Origin of the sequence: Campylobacter sp. VBCF_04 NA7 (assembly GCF_027737405.1) — a bacterium.
Classification (GTDB): Bacteria; Campylobacterota; Campylobacteria; order Campylobacterales; family Campylobacteraceae; genus Campylobacter_B.
Map to the genome: position 1 here is coordinate 16,375 of NZ_JAOVTT010000007.1, position 19,502 is coordinate 35,876.

At 41.3% G+C, this 19,502-nt stretch carries 20 protein-coding genes; 18 read left to right on the forward strand and 2 right to left on the reverse strand.

Features of this window, described 5'->3' with window-relative positions; genetic code table 11:
* From OFO00_RS06430 to OFO00_RS06475, 10 genes are all read left to right on the forward strand, one after another.
* Positions 1-1,032 (forward strand): M24 family metallopeptidase, encoded by a 1,032-nt coding sequence (locus OFO00_RS06430; RefSeq protein ID WP_270865357.1) that lies wholly within the window; start codon positions 1-3, stop codon positions 1,030-1,032.
* The gene (gene folK / locus OFO00_RS06435; protein WP_270865358.1) at positions 1,032-1,550 is read left to right on the forward strand and encodes a 2-amino-4-hydroxy-6-hydroxymethyldihydropteridine diphosphokinase; all 519 of its coding nucleotides are present in this window, start codon (positions 1,032-1,034) and stop codon (positions 1,548-1,550) included. The genes OFO00_RS06430 and folK overlap by 1 nt, the downstream gene beginning before the upstream one ends.
* Complete coding sequence (locus OFO00_RS06440) at positions 1,547-2,320, forward strand: nucleotide-binding protein (protein WP_270859777.1); 774 nt, start codon at positions 1,547-1,549, stop codon at positions 2,318-2,320. The genes folK and OFO00_RS06440 overlap by 4 nt, the downstream gene beginning before the upstream one ends.
* Positions 2,321-2,334: 14 nt before the next feature.
* A complete protein-coding gene (locus tag OFO00_RS06445; RefSeq protein WP_270865359.1) occupies positions 2,335-2,937 on the forward strand; it encodes a TIGR00730 family Rossman fold protein in 603 nt (200 codons plus the stop codon).
* Positions 2,934-3,965: a tRNA 2-thiouridine(34) synthase MnmA gene (gene mnmA / locus OFO00_RS06450; RefSeq protein ID WP_270865360.1), complete on the forward strand. Its 1,032-nt coding sequence runs from the start codon at positions 2,934-2,936 to the stop codon at positions 3,963-3,965. The genes OFO00_RS06445 and mnmA overlap by 4 nt, the downstream gene beginning before the upstream one ends.
* Before the next feature lie 621 nt (positions 3,966-4,586).
* On the forward strand, positions 4,587-6,863 hold the full coding sequence (gene metE, locus OFO00_RS06455; RefSeq protein ID WP_270865361.1) for a 5-methyltetrahydropteroyltriglutamate--homocysteine S-methyltransferase: 2,277 nt from the start codon (positions 4,587-4,589) through the stop codon (positions 6,861-6,863).
* 58 nt (positions 6,864-6,921) lie between these two features.
* Positions 6,922-8,439, forward strand: a complete 1,518-nt coding sequence (locus OFO00_RS06460) for an MBOAT family O-acyltransferase (protein WP_270865362.1) — start codon at positions 6,922-6,924, stop codon at positions 8,437-8,439.
* Complete coding sequence (locus tag OFO00_RS06465) at positions 8,440-9,522, forward strand: SGNH/GDSL hydrolase family protein (RefSeq protein WP_270865363.1); 1,083 nt, start codon at positions 8,440-8,442, stop codon at positions 9,520-9,522.
* Positions 9,515-10,543 carry a GDSL-type esterase/lipase family protein gene (locus tag OFO00_RS06470; RefSeq protein WP_270865364.1) on the forward strand — a complete coding sequence of 343 codons (1,029 nt, stop codon included), beginning with the start codon at positions 9,515-9,517 and terminating at the stop codon, positions 10,541-10,543. The genes OFO00_RS06465 and OFO00_RS06470 overlap by 8 nt, the downstream gene beginning before the upstream one ends.
* A 565-nt stretch (positions 10,544-11,108) precedes the next feature.
* Positions 11,109-11,627, forward strand: coding sequence for a YcxB family protein (locus OFO00_RS06475; RefSeq protein WP_270865365.1), 519 nt, complete (start codon positions 11,109-11,111; stop codon positions 11,625-11,627).
* A 108-nt stretch (positions 11,628-11,735) separates the two neighbouring features.
* Here OFO00_RS06475 and OFO00_RS06480 read toward each other — a convergent pair whose 3' ends face one another.
* Together OFO00_RS06480 and putP are read right to left on the reverse strand one after the other, a co-directional pair.
* Positions 11,736-12,278: an HD domain-containing protein gene (locus OFO00_RS06480; protein ID WP_270865366.1), complete on the reverse strand. Its 543-nt coding sequence runs from the start codon at positions 12,276-12,278 to the stop codon at positions 11,736-11,738.
* Entirely contained in the window at positions 12,278-13,783 is a 1,506-nt protein-coding gene (putP, locus tag OFO00_RS06485) for a sodium/proline symporter PutP (RefSeq protein ID WP_270865367.1), read from the reverse strand. Before putP ends, OFO00_RS06480 begins: the two co-directional genes overlap by 1 nt.
* A 99-nt stretch (positions 13,784-13,882) precedes the next feature.
* On the opposite strand from putP, the gene OFO00_RS06490 reads away from it, so the two are divergent.
* From OFO00_RS06490 to OFO00_RS06525, 8 genes are all read left to right on the forward strand, one after another.
* Positions 13,883-14,590, forward strand: a complete 708-nt coding sequence (locus OFO00_RS06490; protein WP_270859767.1) for an amino acid ABC transporter permease — start codon at positions 13,883-13,885, stop codon at positions 14,588-14,590.
* Complete coding sequence (locus tag OFO00_RS06495) at positions 14,583-15,311, forward strand: amino acid ABC transporter ATP-binding protein (RefSeq protein WP_270865368.1); 729 nt, start codon at positions 14,583-14,585, stop codon at positions 15,309-15,311. Before OFO00_RS06490 ends, OFO00_RS06495 begins: the two co-directional genes overlap by 8 nt.
* An 11-nt stretch (positions 15,312-15,322) precedes the next feature.
* Positions 15,323-16,051, forward strand: coding sequence for a basic amino acid ABC transporter substrate-binding protein (locus OFO00_RS06500; protein ID WP_270865369.1), 729 nt, complete (start codon positions 15,323-15,325; stop codon positions 16,049-16,051).
* A gap of 63 nt (positions 16,052-16,114) precedes the next feature.
* Positions 16,115-16,732, forward strand: coding sequence for a hypothetical protein (locus OFO00_RS06505; protein WP_270865370.1), 618 nt, complete (start codon positions 16,115-16,117; stop codon positions 16,730-16,732).
* On the forward strand, positions 16,725-17,339 hold the full coding sequence (gene thiE, locus OFO00_RS06510; protein ID WP_270865371.1) for a thiamine phosphate synthase: 615 nt from the start codon (positions 16,725-16,727) through the stop codon (positions 17,337-17,339). The genes OFO00_RS06505 and thiE overlap by 8 nt, the downstream gene beginning before the upstream one ends.
* The gene (locus OFO00_RS06515) at positions 17,326-18,102 is read left to right on the forward strand and encodes an undecaprenyl-diphosphate phosphatase (RefSeq protein ID WP_270865372.1); all 777 of its coding nucleotides are present in this window, start codon (positions 17,326-17,328) and stop codon (positions 18,100-18,102) included. Before thiE ends, OFO00_RS06515 begins: the two co-directional genes overlap by 14 nt.
* Before the next feature lie 301 nt (positions 18,103-18,403).
* Complete coding sequence (locus OFO00_RS06520) at positions 18,404-18,742, forward strand: hypothetical protein (protein WP_270865373.1); 339 nt, start codon at positions 18,404-18,406, stop codon at positions 18,740-18,742.
* Positions 18,723-19,457, forward strand: a complete 735-nt coding sequence (locus tag OFO00_RS06525) for a hypothetical protein (RefSeq protein ID WP_270865374.1) — start codon at positions 18,723-18,725, stop codon at positions 19,455-19,457. The genes OFO00_RS06520 and OFO00_RS06525 overlap by 20 nt, the downstream gene beginning before the upstream one ends.
* The last annotated feature ends 45 nt before the right edge of the window (positions 19,458-19,502 follow it).

The window sequence follows — 19,502 nt, forward strand, 5'->3', positions numbered from 1 at the left end:
ATGAACTACATTTTAAGGGATACTAACGCCGTATTTTGGGAGTGTGGATATGCGTGCGATAACTGCATATTTCTAGCTCTTAATGGCGCGCGGTTTTTTATCACAGACGCTAGATACAGCCTCGAAGCTAGCGAGTTAGCCAAAAATGTGCAAATCGTGCAAAGCTCGGATTTAACCCTTTCTGCGCGTAAAATTTTGCGCTCTTACAAGGTGAGAGCTGTGATTTTTGATCCTAATGATTTTAGTTTTGGCGCATTTAACGCACTAAGTAAAAATTTAAAAACGCACTTTATCCCAAAGCCAAATTTTAGTCAAATTCGTCGCACGATAAAGAGCGAAAATGAGCTTGAAATTTTGCGCAAAGCTGCTGCAATCGGCGCGCAGAAATTTGATGAATTTGCCAAATTTGTGAGCGAAAATGGGCTTGGTATGAGCGAAAAAGAGCTATTTTATAACGCGACTTTGATTTTCAAAGATAACGGAAATTTAGCCCTTAGCTTCGAGCCAATCGTAGCGATTAACCAAAACGCCGCCAAGGCTCACGCTCTGCCTAGCGATGAGAGGCTAAAAGACGGCGATTTGCTTTTATTGGACGCTGGGGTGAGGTATAAAAACTACTGCTCGGATCGCACAAGAACAGCAAAATTTAGCGCACAAAACGGCATAAATTTTAGCAAAAATCAAAATTTTGGCGATACGAAAAAAGATAAAATTTACGCCATTGTCAAAGAAGCCCAAAAACGCGCCATAAACGCCGTAAAACCCGGTGTCGCTGCGCGCGAAATAGATAAAATCGCGCGAGATTATATCGCAAGCGAGGGCTTCGGGGCGCAGTTTTTCCACTCCACAGGGCATGGCGTGGGCGTGGATATCCACGAACTGCCGATTATTAGCCCGCGCTCGCAAGCGATTTTGGAAGAGGGTATGATTTTTAGCGTAGAGCCTGGGATTTATTTACAAGGCGAGTTTGGCGTGAGGATCGAAGATACCGTAATCGTGACAAAAAATGGTTGCGAGGTCATGAGCGAATAATGCAAATTCTAGCGCAAAAAAACGGATTTTTAAGGCTAAATGAGGCTGTGAGGGTCATAAAAAGCCCGAATTTTCCGCGCAAATTCCCAAAAAAAGAGAATTTTAAATTTTGCTATATTTTAGGGCTTGGCGGAAACATCGGCGACAGCAGGGCGAGGTTCGAGCGTGTGTATCATCTGCTACAAAAAAATCCGAATTTTTTCGTTTGTGCCTCGTCGCAAATTTTAGAAAACAAGCCATTTGGGTTTTTAGAGCAGAGCAATTTTTTAAACGCTACGCTGTGCGTGCAAAGCTCGCTCGCGCCGAATTTAATGCTAAAAACTATGCAAAAAATCGAGCTTAAATTTGGGCGCAAACGAAGCTTCAAAAACGCCCCGCGCACGCTAGATATTGACATTTTGTATTCTAGCGCGAAAGTTAGGCGAAACGAGCGCTTAATCGTGCCGCACAGGGGCGCAGCAGAGCGCATAAGCGTGATTTATCCACTTGGAAGTATGATTGAAAAAGGTTTGGTATGAAAAATAAAATTCTAACATTTCTAAGCGCAAAAGGGGGAGTTGGCAAGAGCCAAATTGTGGCGAATTTCGCTCAAATTTTAGCTAACGCAGGATACGCTGTGGCTGTGCTAGAAGTGCCAAATTTTAATAACCAAGAGATAATCTTAAACGCTAAAATCGACAAAAACCAAATTTTTGTTTTCGCAAACTCTCAGGCTAAGGGGCTTAAAATTTTGCCAAATTTGACGCTGATTGCGCCAAATGACGGCGTGTTTTTAAGCGAAGATGGTGCGATAGAGAGCTTTTTGGGCGCAACGCTTGGCGCGGATATGTTTGATTTCATCTTAATCGACGCTTCGCTAGATTATGCGAAAAAACTAGTAGAATTTGACACTGAGCCGATTGTGGTGTGCGCGAACGAACCCTGCGCTATCAGCAACACTTACGCGTTTTTGAAATCGCTAAATTTGCCACAAAAAGAGATTTTGTTTTTGATGAATTTCGCCTCTTGCGAGGACGAGGCTGTGGGGATATTCGAAAATCTAAAATCTGTGGCGCAAAAGAATTTGGGCGAGGTGAAATTTGGGCTAGTTGGCTTCATGCCTTATGATAAATATGTCTTTATAAACGCCCAAAACAGGGAGCTTTTCAGCATTTCGCGCCCGTTTTGCAAGGCTAGTATCGCGCTTCGTGATAGCGTAAGCAGGACGCTGGTGGCACTTGGGCTTGAAGCTTTGCCAAAGCGCGGTGCTTTCGGTGGCTTTCTAGGAAAGCTTAGTAATTTAATCTAAATTTTAATCACACAATGCAAATACGAGAAATTTTACAAGATATCAGAACGGCGAAAAATAGCCTAAATTTCATGGAACCAGGCGTTACGATTTTTGGCTCAGCGAGGCTAAATGCGAGCAATCAATATGTCAAAGACGCAGAAAAACTCTGCGCGGCGCTCGCTGATATGGGATATGCTGTAATCACAGGTGGCGGTGGAGGCATAATGCGCGGGGCAAACAAAGGCGCATTTGCTCGCGCAAAAGCCCCAAGCGTGGGCTTTAATATTAAACTTCCTTTCGAGCAAAAAAGCAATGCGTTTTTGACTCACGATGTGCATTTCAAAACCTTTGCCCCTAGAAAAGGTGCGCTCATCGCAAATAGCGAAATTTTCGTCATTTTCCCGGGCGGGTTTGGAACGATGGACGAGCTGTTTGAGGTATTAACACTCAAACAAACAGGCTTTAAATCAGCCCAAATTTATCTATACGACGCCAAATTTTACGCCCCTTTGGTGGAGTTTTTCAAAAGCTCAATGTTAGCTTTGGGAACGATTGATGAGGGTGATTTGGCGGGATTTAGGCTCTGTTCTAGCATAGAAGAGATAATAGAGCATATCAAAAAGGAGAAAATTTGAAAATCATGGTCGCCCTAAGCGGGGGCGTGGATAGCTCGATGAGCGCGAAGCTTTTAAAGGACGCTGGGCACGAGATCGAGGGCTGCTATATGAAGCTACACGAAAAGCCGGGCTATCACGAGAAAAATATCGAAAAAGTGCGCAAAGTAGGGGAGTTTTTGGGGATAAAAACGCATATTTTGGATTTGCAAGATGAGTTTAGGCGCGAGGTTTATGAGCCATTTGTGCGCACATACCAAAACGGCCTTACGCCCAATCCCTGCGCGCTGTGTAACCGCACAATCAAGCTTGGCAAGCTTTTGGAATTTGCCCATAAAAACGGCTGCGAACGCCTAGCCACTGGGCATTATGTGCGCGTGGAAAACGGACTTTTAAAAAAGGCGCGCGATGAGAGCAAAGATCAAAGCTATTTTTTGGCGAATATCCGCCCAGAATCGCTAAAATTTATGATTTTCCCGCTTGGCGAAATGCTTAAAAGCGAGGTCAAAGCCAAGGCTAGCGCGTATCCAGAGCTCATCGAAATTGCCGCACAGAGCGAAAGTAGCGAGATTTGCTTCGTGGATAAAACATATATCGAAATTTTACAGCGCCACACAAACACCAAAACCCCGGGCGTGGTAAAAAACGCAAATGGCGAAATCATCGGCACTCACGAGGGCTATATGCACTATACAATCGGCAAAAGGCGCGGGTTTCGCATAGACGGCGCGCATGAGCCACATTTCGTGCTCAAAATCGATGCGCAAAATAACGAAATTATCGTCGGCGGGCGCGATGAGCTCGATACTTACGAGTTTTCGACGCGAAATTTAAACGCATTTGTGAGCGTAGATGAAATTTTAAATGCGCCAAATTTGGGCGTAAAACTTAGATATCGAAGCACAAAAATCCCTGTAAAAATCGCGCTAAATGAGCGTGGCGGGGTTAGTGGCACGCTCTCTCAGCCAGCAAATGGCGTAGCTGGGGGACAGCTGGCGGTTTTTTACGACGAAGAAGACCGCGTGCTAGCCAGCGGGTTTATTGAGTAAAATTTTAAATTTGCAACGCTAGCTATTGTCATTGCGAGCAAGTCTTGCTTGCGTGGCAATCTACGAGTAAAAAATTCCCACCGATAAATTTGCTGTCATTGCGAGCGAGTGTAACGAGCGAAGCAATCCAGTAAAATTTAAATTTAAAATTCAACCTAAATTTAGCATTGAACGATTTTTTGAATTTAACCTGCACCGTGAAATTCTCTGTAAGGGGGAGGGCGCGCTTTTTAGGAGACGCTACCCTCCCCCTTACCAACCCCCACCCCTGTAAAACCTTAGAAGTGGCTAAATTTAAAGCTTCGCTTTAAATTTAGCTGGTTTTATTTTTACTGAAATGCTTCGCATTTCCTTGCAATTTAGTGCAAAATTCTGGGGCAGTGTTTGTGAAAATTAAAATTTCAAAATTTTATCTATATCAAAGCAAAATAAGGCTAAAATGCTCAGATTAATTTGAAATTTAAAGGAAGCAATAAATGCACTGTCCCATGGCGACTTGATATTATCGGTGTTTTTCTAGGGCTAATCATTTATTCACGCATATTCATGCCGCGCTAGCGGCGCAAAATTCAGACTTTTTCTCAATACAATTTATAAAATTTTAAAACAAAAAGGATAAAAATGAAAAGTTATATCACAGGTTTTCCGCGCATTGGCGAGCAACGAGAATTAAAAAAAGCATTAGAGAGTTTTTGGGCAGGAAAGTGCGAATTTGGCGCACTAGAAAAGGTAGCAGACGAACTAAAAGATCGCCACATAAAATATCAGCTTGATGCTTGGACTGGTTTAATTAGCGTAAATGATTTCTCATTTTATGATTTAATGCTTGATAATAGCGTGCTTTTTGGCGCAGTGCCCCAAAGATTTGCATCTTTGAGTGGCATGGAGCAGTATTTTGCGATGGCGCGTGGAAACAAAGATGCCGTGGCAATGGAAATGACAAAATGGTTTAACACAAACTACCACTACATCGTGCCTGAAATCAGCAAAAACACAAAATTTAGCCTAAATGCTGACAAAATTCTAAACGAATACAAAGCCGCTAAAAACAACGATTTTAAGGATAGTTGCGCGTTAAAGATAAATTTAATCGGACCAATAACCTATCTAGCACTTTCAAAAAGCACGGACGGGGGCGAACCACTAGCTAAACTTGATGAGCTAGTAGAAAAATACGCCGAGCTTCTAGGCAAGATTTCAGCCCTTGATAGCGAAGTCGTCGTCCAAATCGACGAGCCGATTTTCGTAACCGATAGGGGCGTGGAGCTAACGGGAAAAATCGCACCCGTTTATAACAAGCTAAATTCGGTCGCTTCAAACATTAAAATCGTATTTATGACATATTTCGAACACGCCACAGAAGCTTTGAAAGAAGTCGTTAAAACGGACATTTGGGCTGTGGGGTTAGACTTTGTCTATGCGAGTAAAGAAAATATCAAAGCCGAGCTTGAAATCCTAAAAGATGCGAAAACTACGCTATTTGCTGGGGTAATCGACGGACGAAATATATGGAAAAGCGACATTGATAAAAAGCTAGAATTTTTGGAATTTGTATCTCAGTATGTCAGCAAAGATCGCCTTTATGTGGGAACTTCGTGTTCGCTTTTGCATGTGCCATTTACGCTAAAATATGAAGAAAAACTAAGCCCTGAGATTAAATCGTGGCTAAGTTTTGCGTGTGAAAAACTCGAAGAAGTCTGCATTTTAACGCACCTTTTCTTTAAAATTCCAATCTGCGACAGCGGTATCAAAAAATATGAAGAAAATCAAAAATCTGCCAAAACACGCTTAAATTCGCCGTTGATCCACGATATAGCGGTGCAAAATCGCGTGAAAAATTTAACAAAATTTGAGCGAAGTGATAAATTTGAAGACCGCATTAAAATTCAGCGCGAAGCCCTTGCTTACGGCGATTTACCGACCACGACGATAGGCTCTTTCCCGCAAACAACCGAACTTCGCCAAGTTCGCAACGCCTATAAAAAGGGTTTAATTAGCAAGGAAGCCTACGAAAAAGATATAAAAGCCTATATCGATGAGTGTGTGGCGTTTCAAGAAGAGATTGGGCTTGATATTTTAGTCCATGGCGAACCTGAGCGAAACGATATGGTTGAGTATTTTGGCGAACAGCTCAAAGGCTACGCATTTAGCGCAAACGGCTGGGTGCAAAGCTACGGCAGTCGCTGCGTAAAACCGCCACTTTTATTTGGCGATGTTAGCCGTCCAAAGGCGATGACCGTGGAGTGGATAAAATACGCGCAAGGCAAAACAAGCAAGATTATGAAGGGTATGCTAACTGGTCCAGTAACCATTATGAACTGGTCGTTTGTGCGTGATGATAAGCCTAGAAGCGAGGTTGTCAAGCAACTAGCTTTGGCAATTAGTGATGAAATTTCTGATTTACAAGTTGCAGGGATTAAGATAATCCAAGTCGATGAAGCAGCCTTTAAAGAAGGCTATCCGCTTCGTAAGGAAAATATCAGCCAGTACGAAAATTTCTCGGTCGGTGCGTTTAAACTAGCCGTGTCAAGTGCGGAAGCGAAAACGCAAATTCACACTCACATGTGCTACTCTGAATTTAATGATATTATCAAAACTATCGAAGCTATGGATGCCGATGTCATCAGTATAGAAACGGCGCGTTCTGGCAACGAGTTACTTAAAATTTTTAAATCGGTCGGCTATAAACAAGAAGTAGGACCTGGCGTGTATGATATACATAGCCCTCGCGTGCCAAGTGTGGAGGAAATGGTAGCGCAAATCAACGCACTTTTAGAAGTTTTACCAAAAAGTCAGCTTTGGATAAATCCTGATTGTGGGCTTAAAACTCGCAAATGGGAAGAGGTAAAACCAAGCCTAAAAAATATGGTGGAAGCTGTAAAAATCGTGAGAGGATAGGAGTAATGTGGCGCGAGCAGGGCAGTGCAAAGCCCTGCGCGCTTCATAATCAACCAAAATGACATTTTTTTCGCCCGAGTTTATTTTGCTTTTTACGCTGTTTTTTGCCCTGTATTGGTCGCAAAAAGACAGCGTCTTTATCCAAAAAATCCTAATTTTGGCTGCAAGTTACGGCTTCGTCTGCTCTGTAAGCCCAAAATTTGGCGCGATTTTGTTTGCTTACTCGTGTTTTGTCTATTTTGCTGGGAAATTTTTGAGGCGAAATTCCAGCAATTCCGCCATTTTATCGGCAGTTTTTGGCTCTATTTGTTTTTTGTGTTTTTTCAAATATTTTAGCCATATTAGAGAATTTTTCGCCATTGTTACAAATTTTTTTGGACTTTCCCCAATCGAGTCAATCGCCCTGCCGCTGGGCATTTCATACTATACTTTTATGTCGATAACCTATCTCGTGGCCGTGAGCAAAAAGCAGTGCGAGGGGGCGGATTTTTTGAGTTTGCTTTGCTATCTGGCGTTTTTCCCAAGCGTGGTAATGGGCCCCATAGGCAGGGCAGCCGCGCATAAAAACTCCAAAGGATACATTAAAATTTATCCAGTTTTGCCACAATTTAACCAAAAAAAGAGCTTTAAAAACGGCGATAAAATTCTCGCGCTTTTTATCATCGGCGCTTTTAAAGTTCTTGTCATTTGCGGTCATCTTACGCCGTTTGTGGGTGAGATTTTTAGCAATATTTACGATTTTAGCGAGGTTAGCGCGCTAAAAATTGTGTTGGCGATTTTGCTTTATTCTTTTGTGATTTATACTAATTTTAGCGGATTTATCGACATTGCGCGCGCCCTAGCACTCGCACTTGGATTTGCTTTGCCACGCAACTTTCACATGCCATATACTGCGCGAAATATCGATCAGTTTTGGGATAGGTGGCATATCAGCCTTTCTACCTTTATCCGCGATTACATCTATATCCCGCTTGGCGGGAATTGTGGCTGGGGCAAAAAACTGCCAGTAAAGCTCAAAATCGGCGCAAAGAAAAAGAAAAAGAAAAAAGCTAAAAAAGAGATAATCGAATTTGTCGAAGTGCGCGGTATGTGGAAGTTTTGGCGTATGAATTTGAATATAATGTTAGCATTTTTGCTCTCTGGAATTTGGCATGGAGTGGGGCTAAATTTCGCCATTTGGGGGGCGTTACATGGCTTAGCGTGCGTGTGGTTAAAATGCCTACGCGCCTGCAAAGTAAAGTCACTAAATTTACACTTTTCTAGGCTGATTACATTTATCTATGTCAGTTTTGCGTGGGTGTTTTTCGCAAACACTGATTTTAGCGAGATTGGCGCGATTTTCTCGGCTCTTATTTCATCTCCACTTTATCAGAGCAAATTTGAAATTTTGCTAGTTTTGGCTGTTTTGATTTTTGTTTTGATTTATCCTAAATTTTTGGTTACAAACCGCCTAATTGAGGGCTTTTTAAAGAGATTGCCATTTTGGTTAAAAGGGGTAGTTTTGGGCGCGGTTTTTTGCGCGATTTATCTTTTGATGCCAAGTGGAATTCCAAATTTTATTTATGCGAGTTTTTAGATGATTAAATTTTTGTTTTCGTTGGTTGTGGCATTTTTGATTTTGGCTTTTTTTGCGCAAAATTCCTTGATTTATTACGCGAATTCGCGCTTTGGCTCGAATTTCGGTTTGGAAGAGTATTTGGCGAATTCGCCTTTGAGATTTGGGGGCGAATTGCAATCAAACATTAGCCAAAAAATCCAAAATTTCACGCCAAATTTAAAGGCGAAAATAGAGAGCCTCTCCCCGCAAACAGCCACTTACACACTCGCTAGTAACACTGCGCCTATTATCGCTCCAAGCGATAAAGACGCAATCATCGAGCGTGAGCTTAAAAAAATCGAAGCAGTCAAGCTAACCGATACAACTCTGCCTAAAATTGATAACAACAAAAGCGCGAATTTAACCGCGCCAAAGCCTAGCGAGGCGAACGAAACAGCTCCTGCTCTCGCGCCAAAAATTGCAAAAAAATCTAATGAAAAAATCGCGCTTAAAGCCGGTCAAACCGTGCTATTTATCGGCGATAGCCTAATGCAGTATGTGGGTATGAGTGCTAAGAAATTTTTCCCAAAATCAGGGCTAAAAGTGCTTGATCTTAGCAAGCAATCAACCGGCCTAGTCGATAAAAAGGGGCACAACTGGCAGCAGGTTTTATCCGAAAATCTAGCAAATAACGAAAATATCGGGCTAGTGGTGGTGTTTTTGGGTGCGAACGATACTCACCCGCGCAAGATTAATGGAGCTGTGCGAAGCGTAGGAAGCGAGGTTTGGAGCGAATTTTACGCTAGCAGGGTCAGGGAGATTTACGATACTGCCGAAAAATACGGCGCAAAGGTGCTGTGGCTGGGGCTTCCGTGCATGAACGAAGCAAAATTTGAGCAAAAAACCGAGGCGATTAACAAAGTCTATAAAAGTGTAAATAAAGAATTCGGCGAAATTTACATGCCTACAAGCCCATTTGTGTGCGAAAACGGCGCATACAAGGTCTATTTGAAAAATGGCAAAAGCCAAATTCGCGTCCGCCAAGACGACGGAATCCACATCAGCAAAAAAGGCTGCGAAATCATAACCCAAAAAATTTTAGCAAGGATTAGTGTTGAATAGCCTTGTGCGCGCGCTTTTTGCGGTTTTACTCTGCATTAGTGGCGCGCTAGCGCAGGGCTTTGGGGTGAAGTTTTTGGGCGATTCACACCTTGGAAGCGACGCGCTAATACAGGCATTTAGAGATGAATTTTTCGGCGGAAGCGACGATAGTGTGGGCTTTATCGCCCCGCTAATGCCTAAATTTCACGCTAGTGAGGCAGTGAGATTTAAAAACGAGGGCTTTGAGATCATCTCATCGCGCAGGGATACAGACCCGGATTTCCCGCTATGCGGGGTCATCGCAAGGGCGAGAAATGGGGCTGGTTTGCAAATCGAGCTTAAAAAGCTAAGTGGCGAATTTGAGGTCGAAGTGCTTCATAGAGTGGGCGGAAATGGCGAAATTTTCGAGATTATCGACGCTAATGGGCGGAAATTTCGCATAAATCATCTTTTGCGAAATTCTTGGGAATATACGCGCTTTACGCTCGCTTTTCCGGTGCAAATCCGCTCTTTGCGCGAGGGCGCGGAGCTTGGCGGGTATAAAATTTACCGCAAAAATGGCAGTTTCGCCGATAGTTGCGCTAGCAATGGCGCGTATTCGAGCGTGTATCAAAAATGGGGCAAAAACGCCTTTATTAGGGATTTGGCACGACTTGATTACGAGCTTTTTATCATCGCTTATGGCACAAACGATGCCCTTGATAGCAACTTTGACGAGGCGAAATTTTACGCGACTCTGCGGGGGCTAGTGCGCTCGCTTCGCAAAGGCTCGCGCAGGGCAAAAATCCTGCTCGTTGCCCCGCCTCGCAGCCCCAAAGTGCCAAACGCTGCGCGCGCCGCAGCCGTGATAAGGCACCTAGCCAGCGATATGGGGCTTATGTTTTATGATTTTGATATGGCGATGAGCGAGGACGGAGGCTGGGAGGGCTGGCGCAAAATGGGGCTAATCCGACCCGATGAAATCCACTTAGAAGCTGGGGGCTACGAGAGGCTTGGGCGAAATTTAGCTAGGCTTTTGAAGCGAAATTTGATAGAATTTTAAATTTAGCATAACCCGCTAGCGCAACCTTTTAAACACTGCCCCGAAATTTGTAAATTTTGTATAATCTGTCATTGCGAGCAAAGCGAAGCAATCCAGTAAAATTTTCAGCACACTTCAACTTAAATTTTACTTCCAATTTGTCATTGCGAGAATTTTTTGCGAAGCAAAAATTCGAAGCAATCTACGACTTTAAATTTAGAGCATGTGAATTCCGTGTCATTGCGAGGAGCAAAGCGACGAAGCAATCCAGTAAAATTTAGGGAGTGTTAGAAATTTGAATTGAAATTTATCTGAATTTCCCTGGATTGCTTCGAAAACTCCGTTTTCTCGCAATGACAAATTGAGCGTAAATTTTGCATAATCTGTCATTGCGAAAATTTTACGCAGGCAAAATTAGTGCCAATCTATGAATTTAAAATTTCGGGGCAGTGTTTTGGGAAATTTTAAAATTTCATATAAATTTTAAAAATCATCAAATGCCCCTTGCAATGGGAAATTAGATAAAAATTTAAGCCAAAATTTCTTATAATCAAATTTGCAAATTTTCAAATCAAGGGACACAAAAATGCCATACAAAACCGATACGATTTTTACTTTTGACGAATATAAAAAATTTAATAACTCGATTAAGGGCAAATGGCTAACTAGAATAATTTTTATAATATTCGGAATTTGGATTTTATATTTGCTATTTTGGGACTTTTGTTTTCTCATAGAAGAAGGATTTTTTAGCGAAAATTTTTTCATAAATTTGGCGGCTTTGATTTGGCTTGGCGGACTTTATTACTACGCAAATTTTTATTTTGTCAAAAAAACATTTTATTCAAATAAACTATCGGCAAATCAGCACTCATTTTTTGAATTTTTTGAAGATTATTTTACCCAAAAGACAAATGATTTTAACCAAAATGTAAGCGCCGATTTCTCGCAGATAAAATACGAAGATTTATATAAAATTGTAGAAACAAAGACAAATTTTTATCTATTTGTCGGAAATATTTTAGCCTTTACTATTATAAAACAAAACTGCTCTGCCGAGCTGATAGAATTTTTACGAAAAATCAAAAAAGAATTTGAAAAATAATCAAAATTTGTGAATTTTGTGCTACGAGTGGATATTATTCAAATTTATTGGATTGCTCGGCTCTGGCGAAGCGTTTTAACGCTTCGCCTTGTCGTCTTGCAGTGAAAATTAAGCCTGGTGCAGTTCTCTCATGCCTTTTATGCAGATTTCTACGACCTCTTTGATATCCATGCCAAGCATTTCACAACCCTTTAAAATCACGCTTCTATCGCATTTGGCGGCAAATTTTTTATCTTTAAATTTTTTCATTACACTGCTAGCGCCTAAATCCGCAAAGCCGTTTGGGCGCATTTTGGCGCAGGCATCGATTATGCCTGTTAGCTCATCGACGCAAAATAGGCTTTTTTCTAAATTTGAAATCGGCTCGACATCAGTGCAAATGCCGTATCCGTGGCTGAGTATCGCCCGCACGCTAGCTTCATCTACGCCGGCGCCCAAAAGTGGCCCCTTTGTGTGCGCTAGGTGCTCGTGCGGGAATTTTTCGTAGTCGAAATCGTGCAGATAGCCGATCGCTTGCCAGTATTCTTTATCCTCGCCGAAATGCTCCGCCATAGCCCCCATTGCGGCCATTACATTTTCGCAATGCGCGATTAAATTTGGCTGTGAAATTGCGCCTGAGATTAAATCTTTTGCCATTTTCAAATTTAGCATTATTTTTTCTCGCTTTCGTTTCGTGCTTTCATTTTTTCAAATTCGATTGCAATTTCGTTTAAATTTGGCTCGTCCGCCATTTTATCTAGCACGGAGTTGTATTTATTGACTAGCATTATGGCAATCATCGAAAATGTAAATCCAGGCAAAAGCGAATAAATATAGCCCGATAAATCGGCAATTATCCAGATTATGACGGTGATTCCGCCCACTAGCATGCCACACAGCGCGCTTAAAGCGCTCATGTGCTTAGAATACAGGCTAAAAAGCAGCACCGCGCCAAAACTCGCGCCAAAGCCCGCCCAAGCGTGTCCGACGACATTTAAGACGCTATCGTCCCACAAAAACGCCGCAATCGTAGCTAGCACCGCGATGAAAACGACAGCGAGGCGGGAGACTAGGGTTTGCGTGGCTGATGAGACCTCTTTTTTATAAAATGCGAAAATAAAGTCTTTCGTAACCGAGCTAGCACTGACCAAAAGCTGGCTAGAAATCGTGCTCATAATCGCAGCTAACACAGCCGAAATAATCACGCCAAGGATAAATGGGTGGAAGAAAATTTTGCCAAGTTCTAGGAAAATTTTCTCTGGATCGCTGATAGATAGGGAGTTTTGGTGAAAATACACTAGGCCGATTAGACCACTTGCCATCGCCCCAAGCAGTCCAAAAACCATCCACGAAATGCCAATTCTGCGCGCAGAACTCATCTCGGCTGAATTTCTAATCGCCATAAATCGCACGATGATATGAGGCTGTCCAAAATAGCCAAACCCCCATGACAAAAGCCCCAAAATTCCAAGAAAAGTTTGTCCCTCAAACAGATCCAAATGCGACGGACTGATTTTTGATACCTCGCCCCAAAAGCTCGAACTATCTGGGATTTGTAGAGCATTAAACGAAAATGCTGGAATCATAATGAGCACGATAAACATCAGTGCGCCTTGGAAAGCGTCTGTTATCGCTACTGCTTTAAATCCGCCAAAAAATGTATAAAACACAACGATACAAATCGTTGCAATCGCGCCGTAAGCGAAATTTAGCCCGAAAAATGTCTCAAAGCTCTTTCCGCCTGCGATAATTCCGCTAGAAACATACAGCGTGAAAAATACGATAATCAAAAGTCCAGAGATTATGCGAAGAGATTTTGTTTTATCTTTAAAACGATTTTCCAAAAAATCAGGGATTGTAATGCTATCGCTTGCGACTTCGGTGTAAATTCTAAGCCTTTTTGCGAGAAATTTATACGCGCACCACGCACCAATACAAAGCCCGATTGCAATCCAAACCGTGCTAATTCCAGTAGCAAAAAACGCCCCAGGAAGCCCTAGAAGCATCCAGCCACTCATATCGCTTGCACCTGCGCTAAGTGCGGTTACAAAGGGGTTTAATCTGCGATTGTCGATGAGGTATTCGCTCAGGCTTGCGTTTTTGTCGTAGTAGTGTCTGCCGATGATGACGAGGGCTAGGAAATACATAGCGATCGAGGCATAGATCCAATAACTCATTTTCCACTCCTTAAAAGGTGCGATTTTATCAAAATTTACTTGAAATTTATCAAAATTTTAGTATGCTTTTAGGCTAAATTTTAATTTAAAGGCTGGGGATTGAACGAGAGAATTTTAAAGATTGTTTTTTCGTTGATTATCATCTGCGCAGGAATTTATTTTTGCTATCCAGATAACTTAACAGACGCGCGCAAAATGGCGCTTGTAAATGCTTATGGCGTCACGCTGATACTCACAAGTGGCGGTATCGCGCTTGGTATAGTTTTGGGATTTATTTTGGCGTTTTTGAAATTTTTGGATAATAAAATTTTAAATTTTATTATCGACGAGTATGTTGATATTATCCGTGGCACGCCGATAATCATACAGCTTATGATTTTTGTTTTTGTTGTTTTTGCGACTTGGCAAAATAATATTTTCGCCGCAATTGTGGCGCTAGGTCTTAACAGCTCAGCCTATGTTTGTGAGATCGTCCGCAGTGGAATAAACAGCGTCGATCGCGGTCAAATGGAGGCTGCGCGCGCTATGGGTCTGTCGTATTCAACAGCGATGAAAGTCATTGTTTTCCCGCAAGCGATAAAAAATATCTTGCCAGCTTTGGCAAACGAATTTATCAGCCTTTTTAAAGAAACTTCGGTCGTGGGACTTGTGGCGATTACGGATTTGACATTTTATTCAAAAAGCCTGCAAGCCTCGCTATATACGGTTCAGCCGATACTTTTCGCGGGTGTGATTTATTATGCGAGTGTGAAATTTTTCTCGCTTTTGGTTAAAATTTTAGAATCAAGGCTAAATAGACATGATTGAAATTTCAAATTTAAGCAAAAATTATGGCGAGCTTTGTGTTTTGAAAAACATTTCAAAAACCATAAACAAAGGCGATATTGTCGCAATCATCGGACCTAGCGGGAGTGGAAAATCGACATTTTTGAGATGTTTAAATTTGCTCGAAACCCCAAGCGAGGGCAGTATCAAAATCGGTGGCGCAGACATTACCGATAAAAAAACCGATATCAATAAAATTCGCCAAAAAGTCAGCATGGTTTTTCAGCATTTTAACCTTTTTGCGAATAAAAATGTTTTGCAAAATTTAACCATAGCCCCGGTAAAAGCTGGAATTTATACCCCAGAAAAAGCCAAAGAAAAGGCTATGGAGCTTTTGCGAAAGGTGGGATTAGAGAGCAAGGCGGAGGCTTTCCCGCACAAACTCTCAGGCGGGCAAAAACAGCGCATCGCAATCGCTAGAAGTCTAGCGATGAACCCAGATGTGATACTTTTCGACGAGCCTACAAGCGCGCTAGATCCTGAGATGATAGGCGAGGTTTTAGCTCTTATGAAAGAGGTTGCCAAAGAGGGCATTACAATGCTTGTCGTAACCCATGAAATGGGCTTTGCGCGCAATGTGGCAAATAGAATATTTTTTATGGACGGCGGAAATATTTTAGTCGATGATACGCCTAAAAATGTTTTTGAAAATCCGCAAAATCCGAGATTAAAAGACTTTTTAAATAAAATTTTAAACCATTAAAAGGAGCAGAAATGAAAAAATTTCTTAAATTTATGTTGGCAGCTAGCTTAGTTGGCTCAATTGCTTGTGCAAAAGATGTCTATGTAATGGGCACAAACGCCGAATATCCGCCATTTGAGTTCGTAGATGAAAACTCAACTATCACTGGATTTGATATTGATTTGGTAAATGAAATTTCAAAAAGAGCCGATTTGAAAATCGAAATTTTAAATATGAGCTTTGATGGCTTAATTCCAGCGCTAAAAAGCGGCAAAATCGATCTAGCAGGATCAGGTATGAGCGCGACAGCAGAGAGAAGAAACGCTGTGGATTTCACAAACTCATACTATGAGGTCGAAAATTTATATATCAAACACAAAGACGACGATAGCCTAAAAACCAAAGACGATCTTAAAGGCAAACGCCTAACAGCGCAACTTGGCACAATCCAAGAAAACGCAATCCGCGAAATTCCTAGCGCAGATGTTAATCCAGCAGAAACTGTCTTTGCTGGCGTGTTACTAGTAAAAAACAAAAAGGTCGATGCGCTTTGCGTGGATTCATCTGTGGGCGTGGAGTATTTGAAGAAAAACGACGATATCGTGGAGTTTATGAGAGAGTCTGACGGAAGCGACGGATTTGCCTTTGCTTTCGATAAGGGCAAATATCCTGAGCTTGTGGAGAAATTCAACAAAGCAATCGACGAGATGAAGAGCGACGGCTCATACGACAAACTTTTAGAAAAATACAACCTAAAATAATCCAAATTTGGCGCAAAATTTAGCCTTTTAAATTTTGCGCTTTTTTCTATTTAAAGGGCTTTTATGAAAAAATTGATTTTTATATTTTTATCGCTTTTGGTTACGAGTGCATGTGCGAGAAATGACGATTTTATCGTGGCGAAATTCCTAGGCTTCGTCCAAGACGAGGATAGATTGCTTTTTAAACGGGGCAAGACAAGGCTAATGTGCAAATTTAGCGAAGTTACGCTAATTGGCGAAAAGCAAGTCGCTAAATGTATCAAAGACAAAAAAGATTTAAAAACTTTCAAAAAAGATCAAAAAAATATGATCGAAAAATTTATCGTCCCAACCCAGCGATATTTCATAAAAATCAAAGCCGAGGGCAAAAACGAGCTGATTTGCGATATCAGCACCGAAAAGTCAAATTTGGGGCTAGATTTGGTAAGGGCTGGACTTGCTATGCCTAAAAACGACGATAAAGAGGCATTTGTGAAGGCTAGCGTTTTGGCGATAGAGGGCGAAAAAGGGTTTTTTGGCAAAAAATATTCAAAGGTAAGCAAATGCGCCTTTGGCATAAAAGATGAGCCAAAATCAAAGCCTTCTGAGCCTAAAAAAGAGCCTAGCGAGGCGCAACCTGCGCCTAAAACAGAAGAGCCGACCCAAAACAAACCAACGATAGAAATGTCAATCAATGAGTGAAATTTACGCCCTTACCGATGATGTTTTGACGCCAAATTCTAGCGTTTTTTCGCAGGTGCGTGAAATTTTAGATAGTGGCGTCAAACTCGTGCAGTATCGCTCCAAACTCCCGCGCCAAGACGAAACTCTCATCGCCTCGCTAATCTCGCTTTGCGAGGATTACGGCGCGAAGCTAATCATCAATGATAATGTCGTTTTGGCGAAAAAACTCCGCGCTCACGGCGTGCATATTGGCAAAGACGACGGCGAAATAAAAAATGTGCGCGAATTTTTGGGCGCGGGCTCAATCATCGGCGTAAGCTGCTACTCTGATTTAGAGCGAGCGAGAGCGGCGCAAGAGGGTGGTGCGAGTTACGCTGCGTTTGGGGCGATGTTTGCAAGCTCCACCAAAAAAGAAGCCCCGCTTTGTCCGCACGAAATCGTGCAAATGGCAAAGCGTGAGCTTGAAATTCCAGTTGCGATAATTGGCGGGATTAGCGAGCAAAATTTAGCTGAAATTTTGCCTCTTAATGCCGATTATATCGCGCTTGTGAGTGCGATTTACAGACCAAAAACCATTTCGCAAAACATAAAAAATTTACAAGGCATAATCAATGGATATAATTAGTGCGATAATTTTAGGCGTTGTCGAAGGGCTGACCGAGTTTTTGCCCGTAAGCTCGACGGGACACATGATTTTGGCGTCGCATTTTTTGGGTTTGGAGCAAACCGATACGCTTAAATGCTTCGAGGTCGTAATCCAGCTAGGCTCGATTTTAGCGGTAGTTTTTATGTTTTTCGAGCGACTTAAACAGGATTTTTCGCTTTGGGTTAAGCTAATGGTGGGATTTTTCCCCACAGCGATCATCGGATTTTTGATGTATAAGACGATAAAATCGCTATTTTCGCCCGCCACGACCGCGTATATGCTTGTCATTTGGGGCGTGATTTTTATCGTGGTCGAGCTACTTCGCAAAAAAAATCCGCCTGTGAGTGAAAGTGAGCATTTCAGTGAAATTTCATACAAACAAGCCTTTATAATCGGGCTTTCGCAGTGTTTTGCTATGGTGCCTGGCACTTCGCGTTCAGGGGCGACTATTATCGCTGGGCTTCTTTGTGGGCTTAGCCGAAATTTAGCCGCCCGTTTTAGCTTTTTACTAGCGATTCCTACGATGTTTGCGGCGACTTTGTATGATACTTACAAAAACCTCGACACCTTCGCGCAAAATTCGCAAAATATTTGGATTTTTCTGCTTGGTGGTGTGGTTGCCTTCGTGGTCGCGCTAATCGCAATCAAGCTATTTTTGAGCTTTGTAGCCAAATTTGACTTTATCCCGTTTGGAATTTATCGCATTATCGTGGGAATTTTGTTTTTGTTTGTGATTTTGTGATTTAAATTTCGTCAAATTTCGCTTCGCAAATTTTGGGATACTGCGCCTAGAATTTTGCTTAATCTGTCATTGCAAGACGGCAACGCCGTCGAAGCAATCCCAAAGGTTAAATTTATAAAATAATTCAATCCAAAAATTTACGATAGTAAATTTTCCAACCACACATTTACGCCAATTTTTAAGAGAATAATCAAAAATTAAAAGCGATAACAAATTATATTTATTTTAAGCTTAAATTCAGCAAAAATTAAGGGGGGGGGGGGCGCATAATAACGGGAATTTTTCTATTAAGGAGTTGGAAATGGCAAAATATACTGAGCATCCGTTTGAAAAAAATAAATTTACTATGCTTTTTGATGATAGCGAATTTAATGTTGCTGTTGGCAAAGATAAAATCAGCAAAAGAAACATAGTTGCTATAAGGTGGTGTATTGATACAAATGAGCATAGCGATGAACTAGGCTATCCAACTAATTTCAATCCATGCAAATATAAAAATCCTGCTAAATTATGGGTTAGAATTCAAAAATGCTTATTGATTGAATTCTTGGAAATCCTAAAAGATAAAAATGGTGCAAAAGTCGAAGAAATAGAAGAAACCATAAAAAGGATAAAAGAAAATGAAGAAGATTTTATTTAGTGCATTTTTGCTTGTATTTGTGAATTTTGCATTTGCCGAGCAGTTCAAGGGACAGCCAAGAGGAGTTGTTGATGTAAATAGAACTATCAAAACAGTAGATTGGTCTGAACAACCAAATAAATACGATGGGATAATGAAAAAATTTGAAGTTATAATAGAAAATGCTTATGATAAAGATAAAAAACTACATGGAAATCAAAGGGCGTGGTTAAAGGATACAAAAGAGCTTTTAAGTTACACGGAATTTGAACACGGAAAGATAAAAAAAGATGAAATTTATTTTGTAAAAAAAATGTATTGGGCTATGGAACGTGGAATGATAAATCAAGAAGAATTAGCTAAAAATTGCTTTAAAAAGCCTATACAACAGCGGATATATAATGAAAACGGATATGGTTTTAGGGAATATGAATGCACAGGGAGACATAGCTGTCGTCTAAACGAGCATTGTAAAGAAGATTTTGAGTATTATTTAGAAACTGAAGGATTTTACATTTATAGTGACAATGAAAAACCACTTGCACATGGTGTTTTTCGTGATTATCAAATAGATTTTAATCTTTATGAAACAAGTGGTGTATTTGGAACTTGTTTAAAATCAGAATGCGAATATAAATTTGGAAAACGAGACGGCAGGTGTAAAATTTTTAGCACAAAATGCGAATTGATGGAAGATGACATGTATAAAAACGGAGAAAAGGAATTGCCATATTAGTATCGTAAGGTGGGCATCCTTGCCCACCGAATTTTATCTTTTATT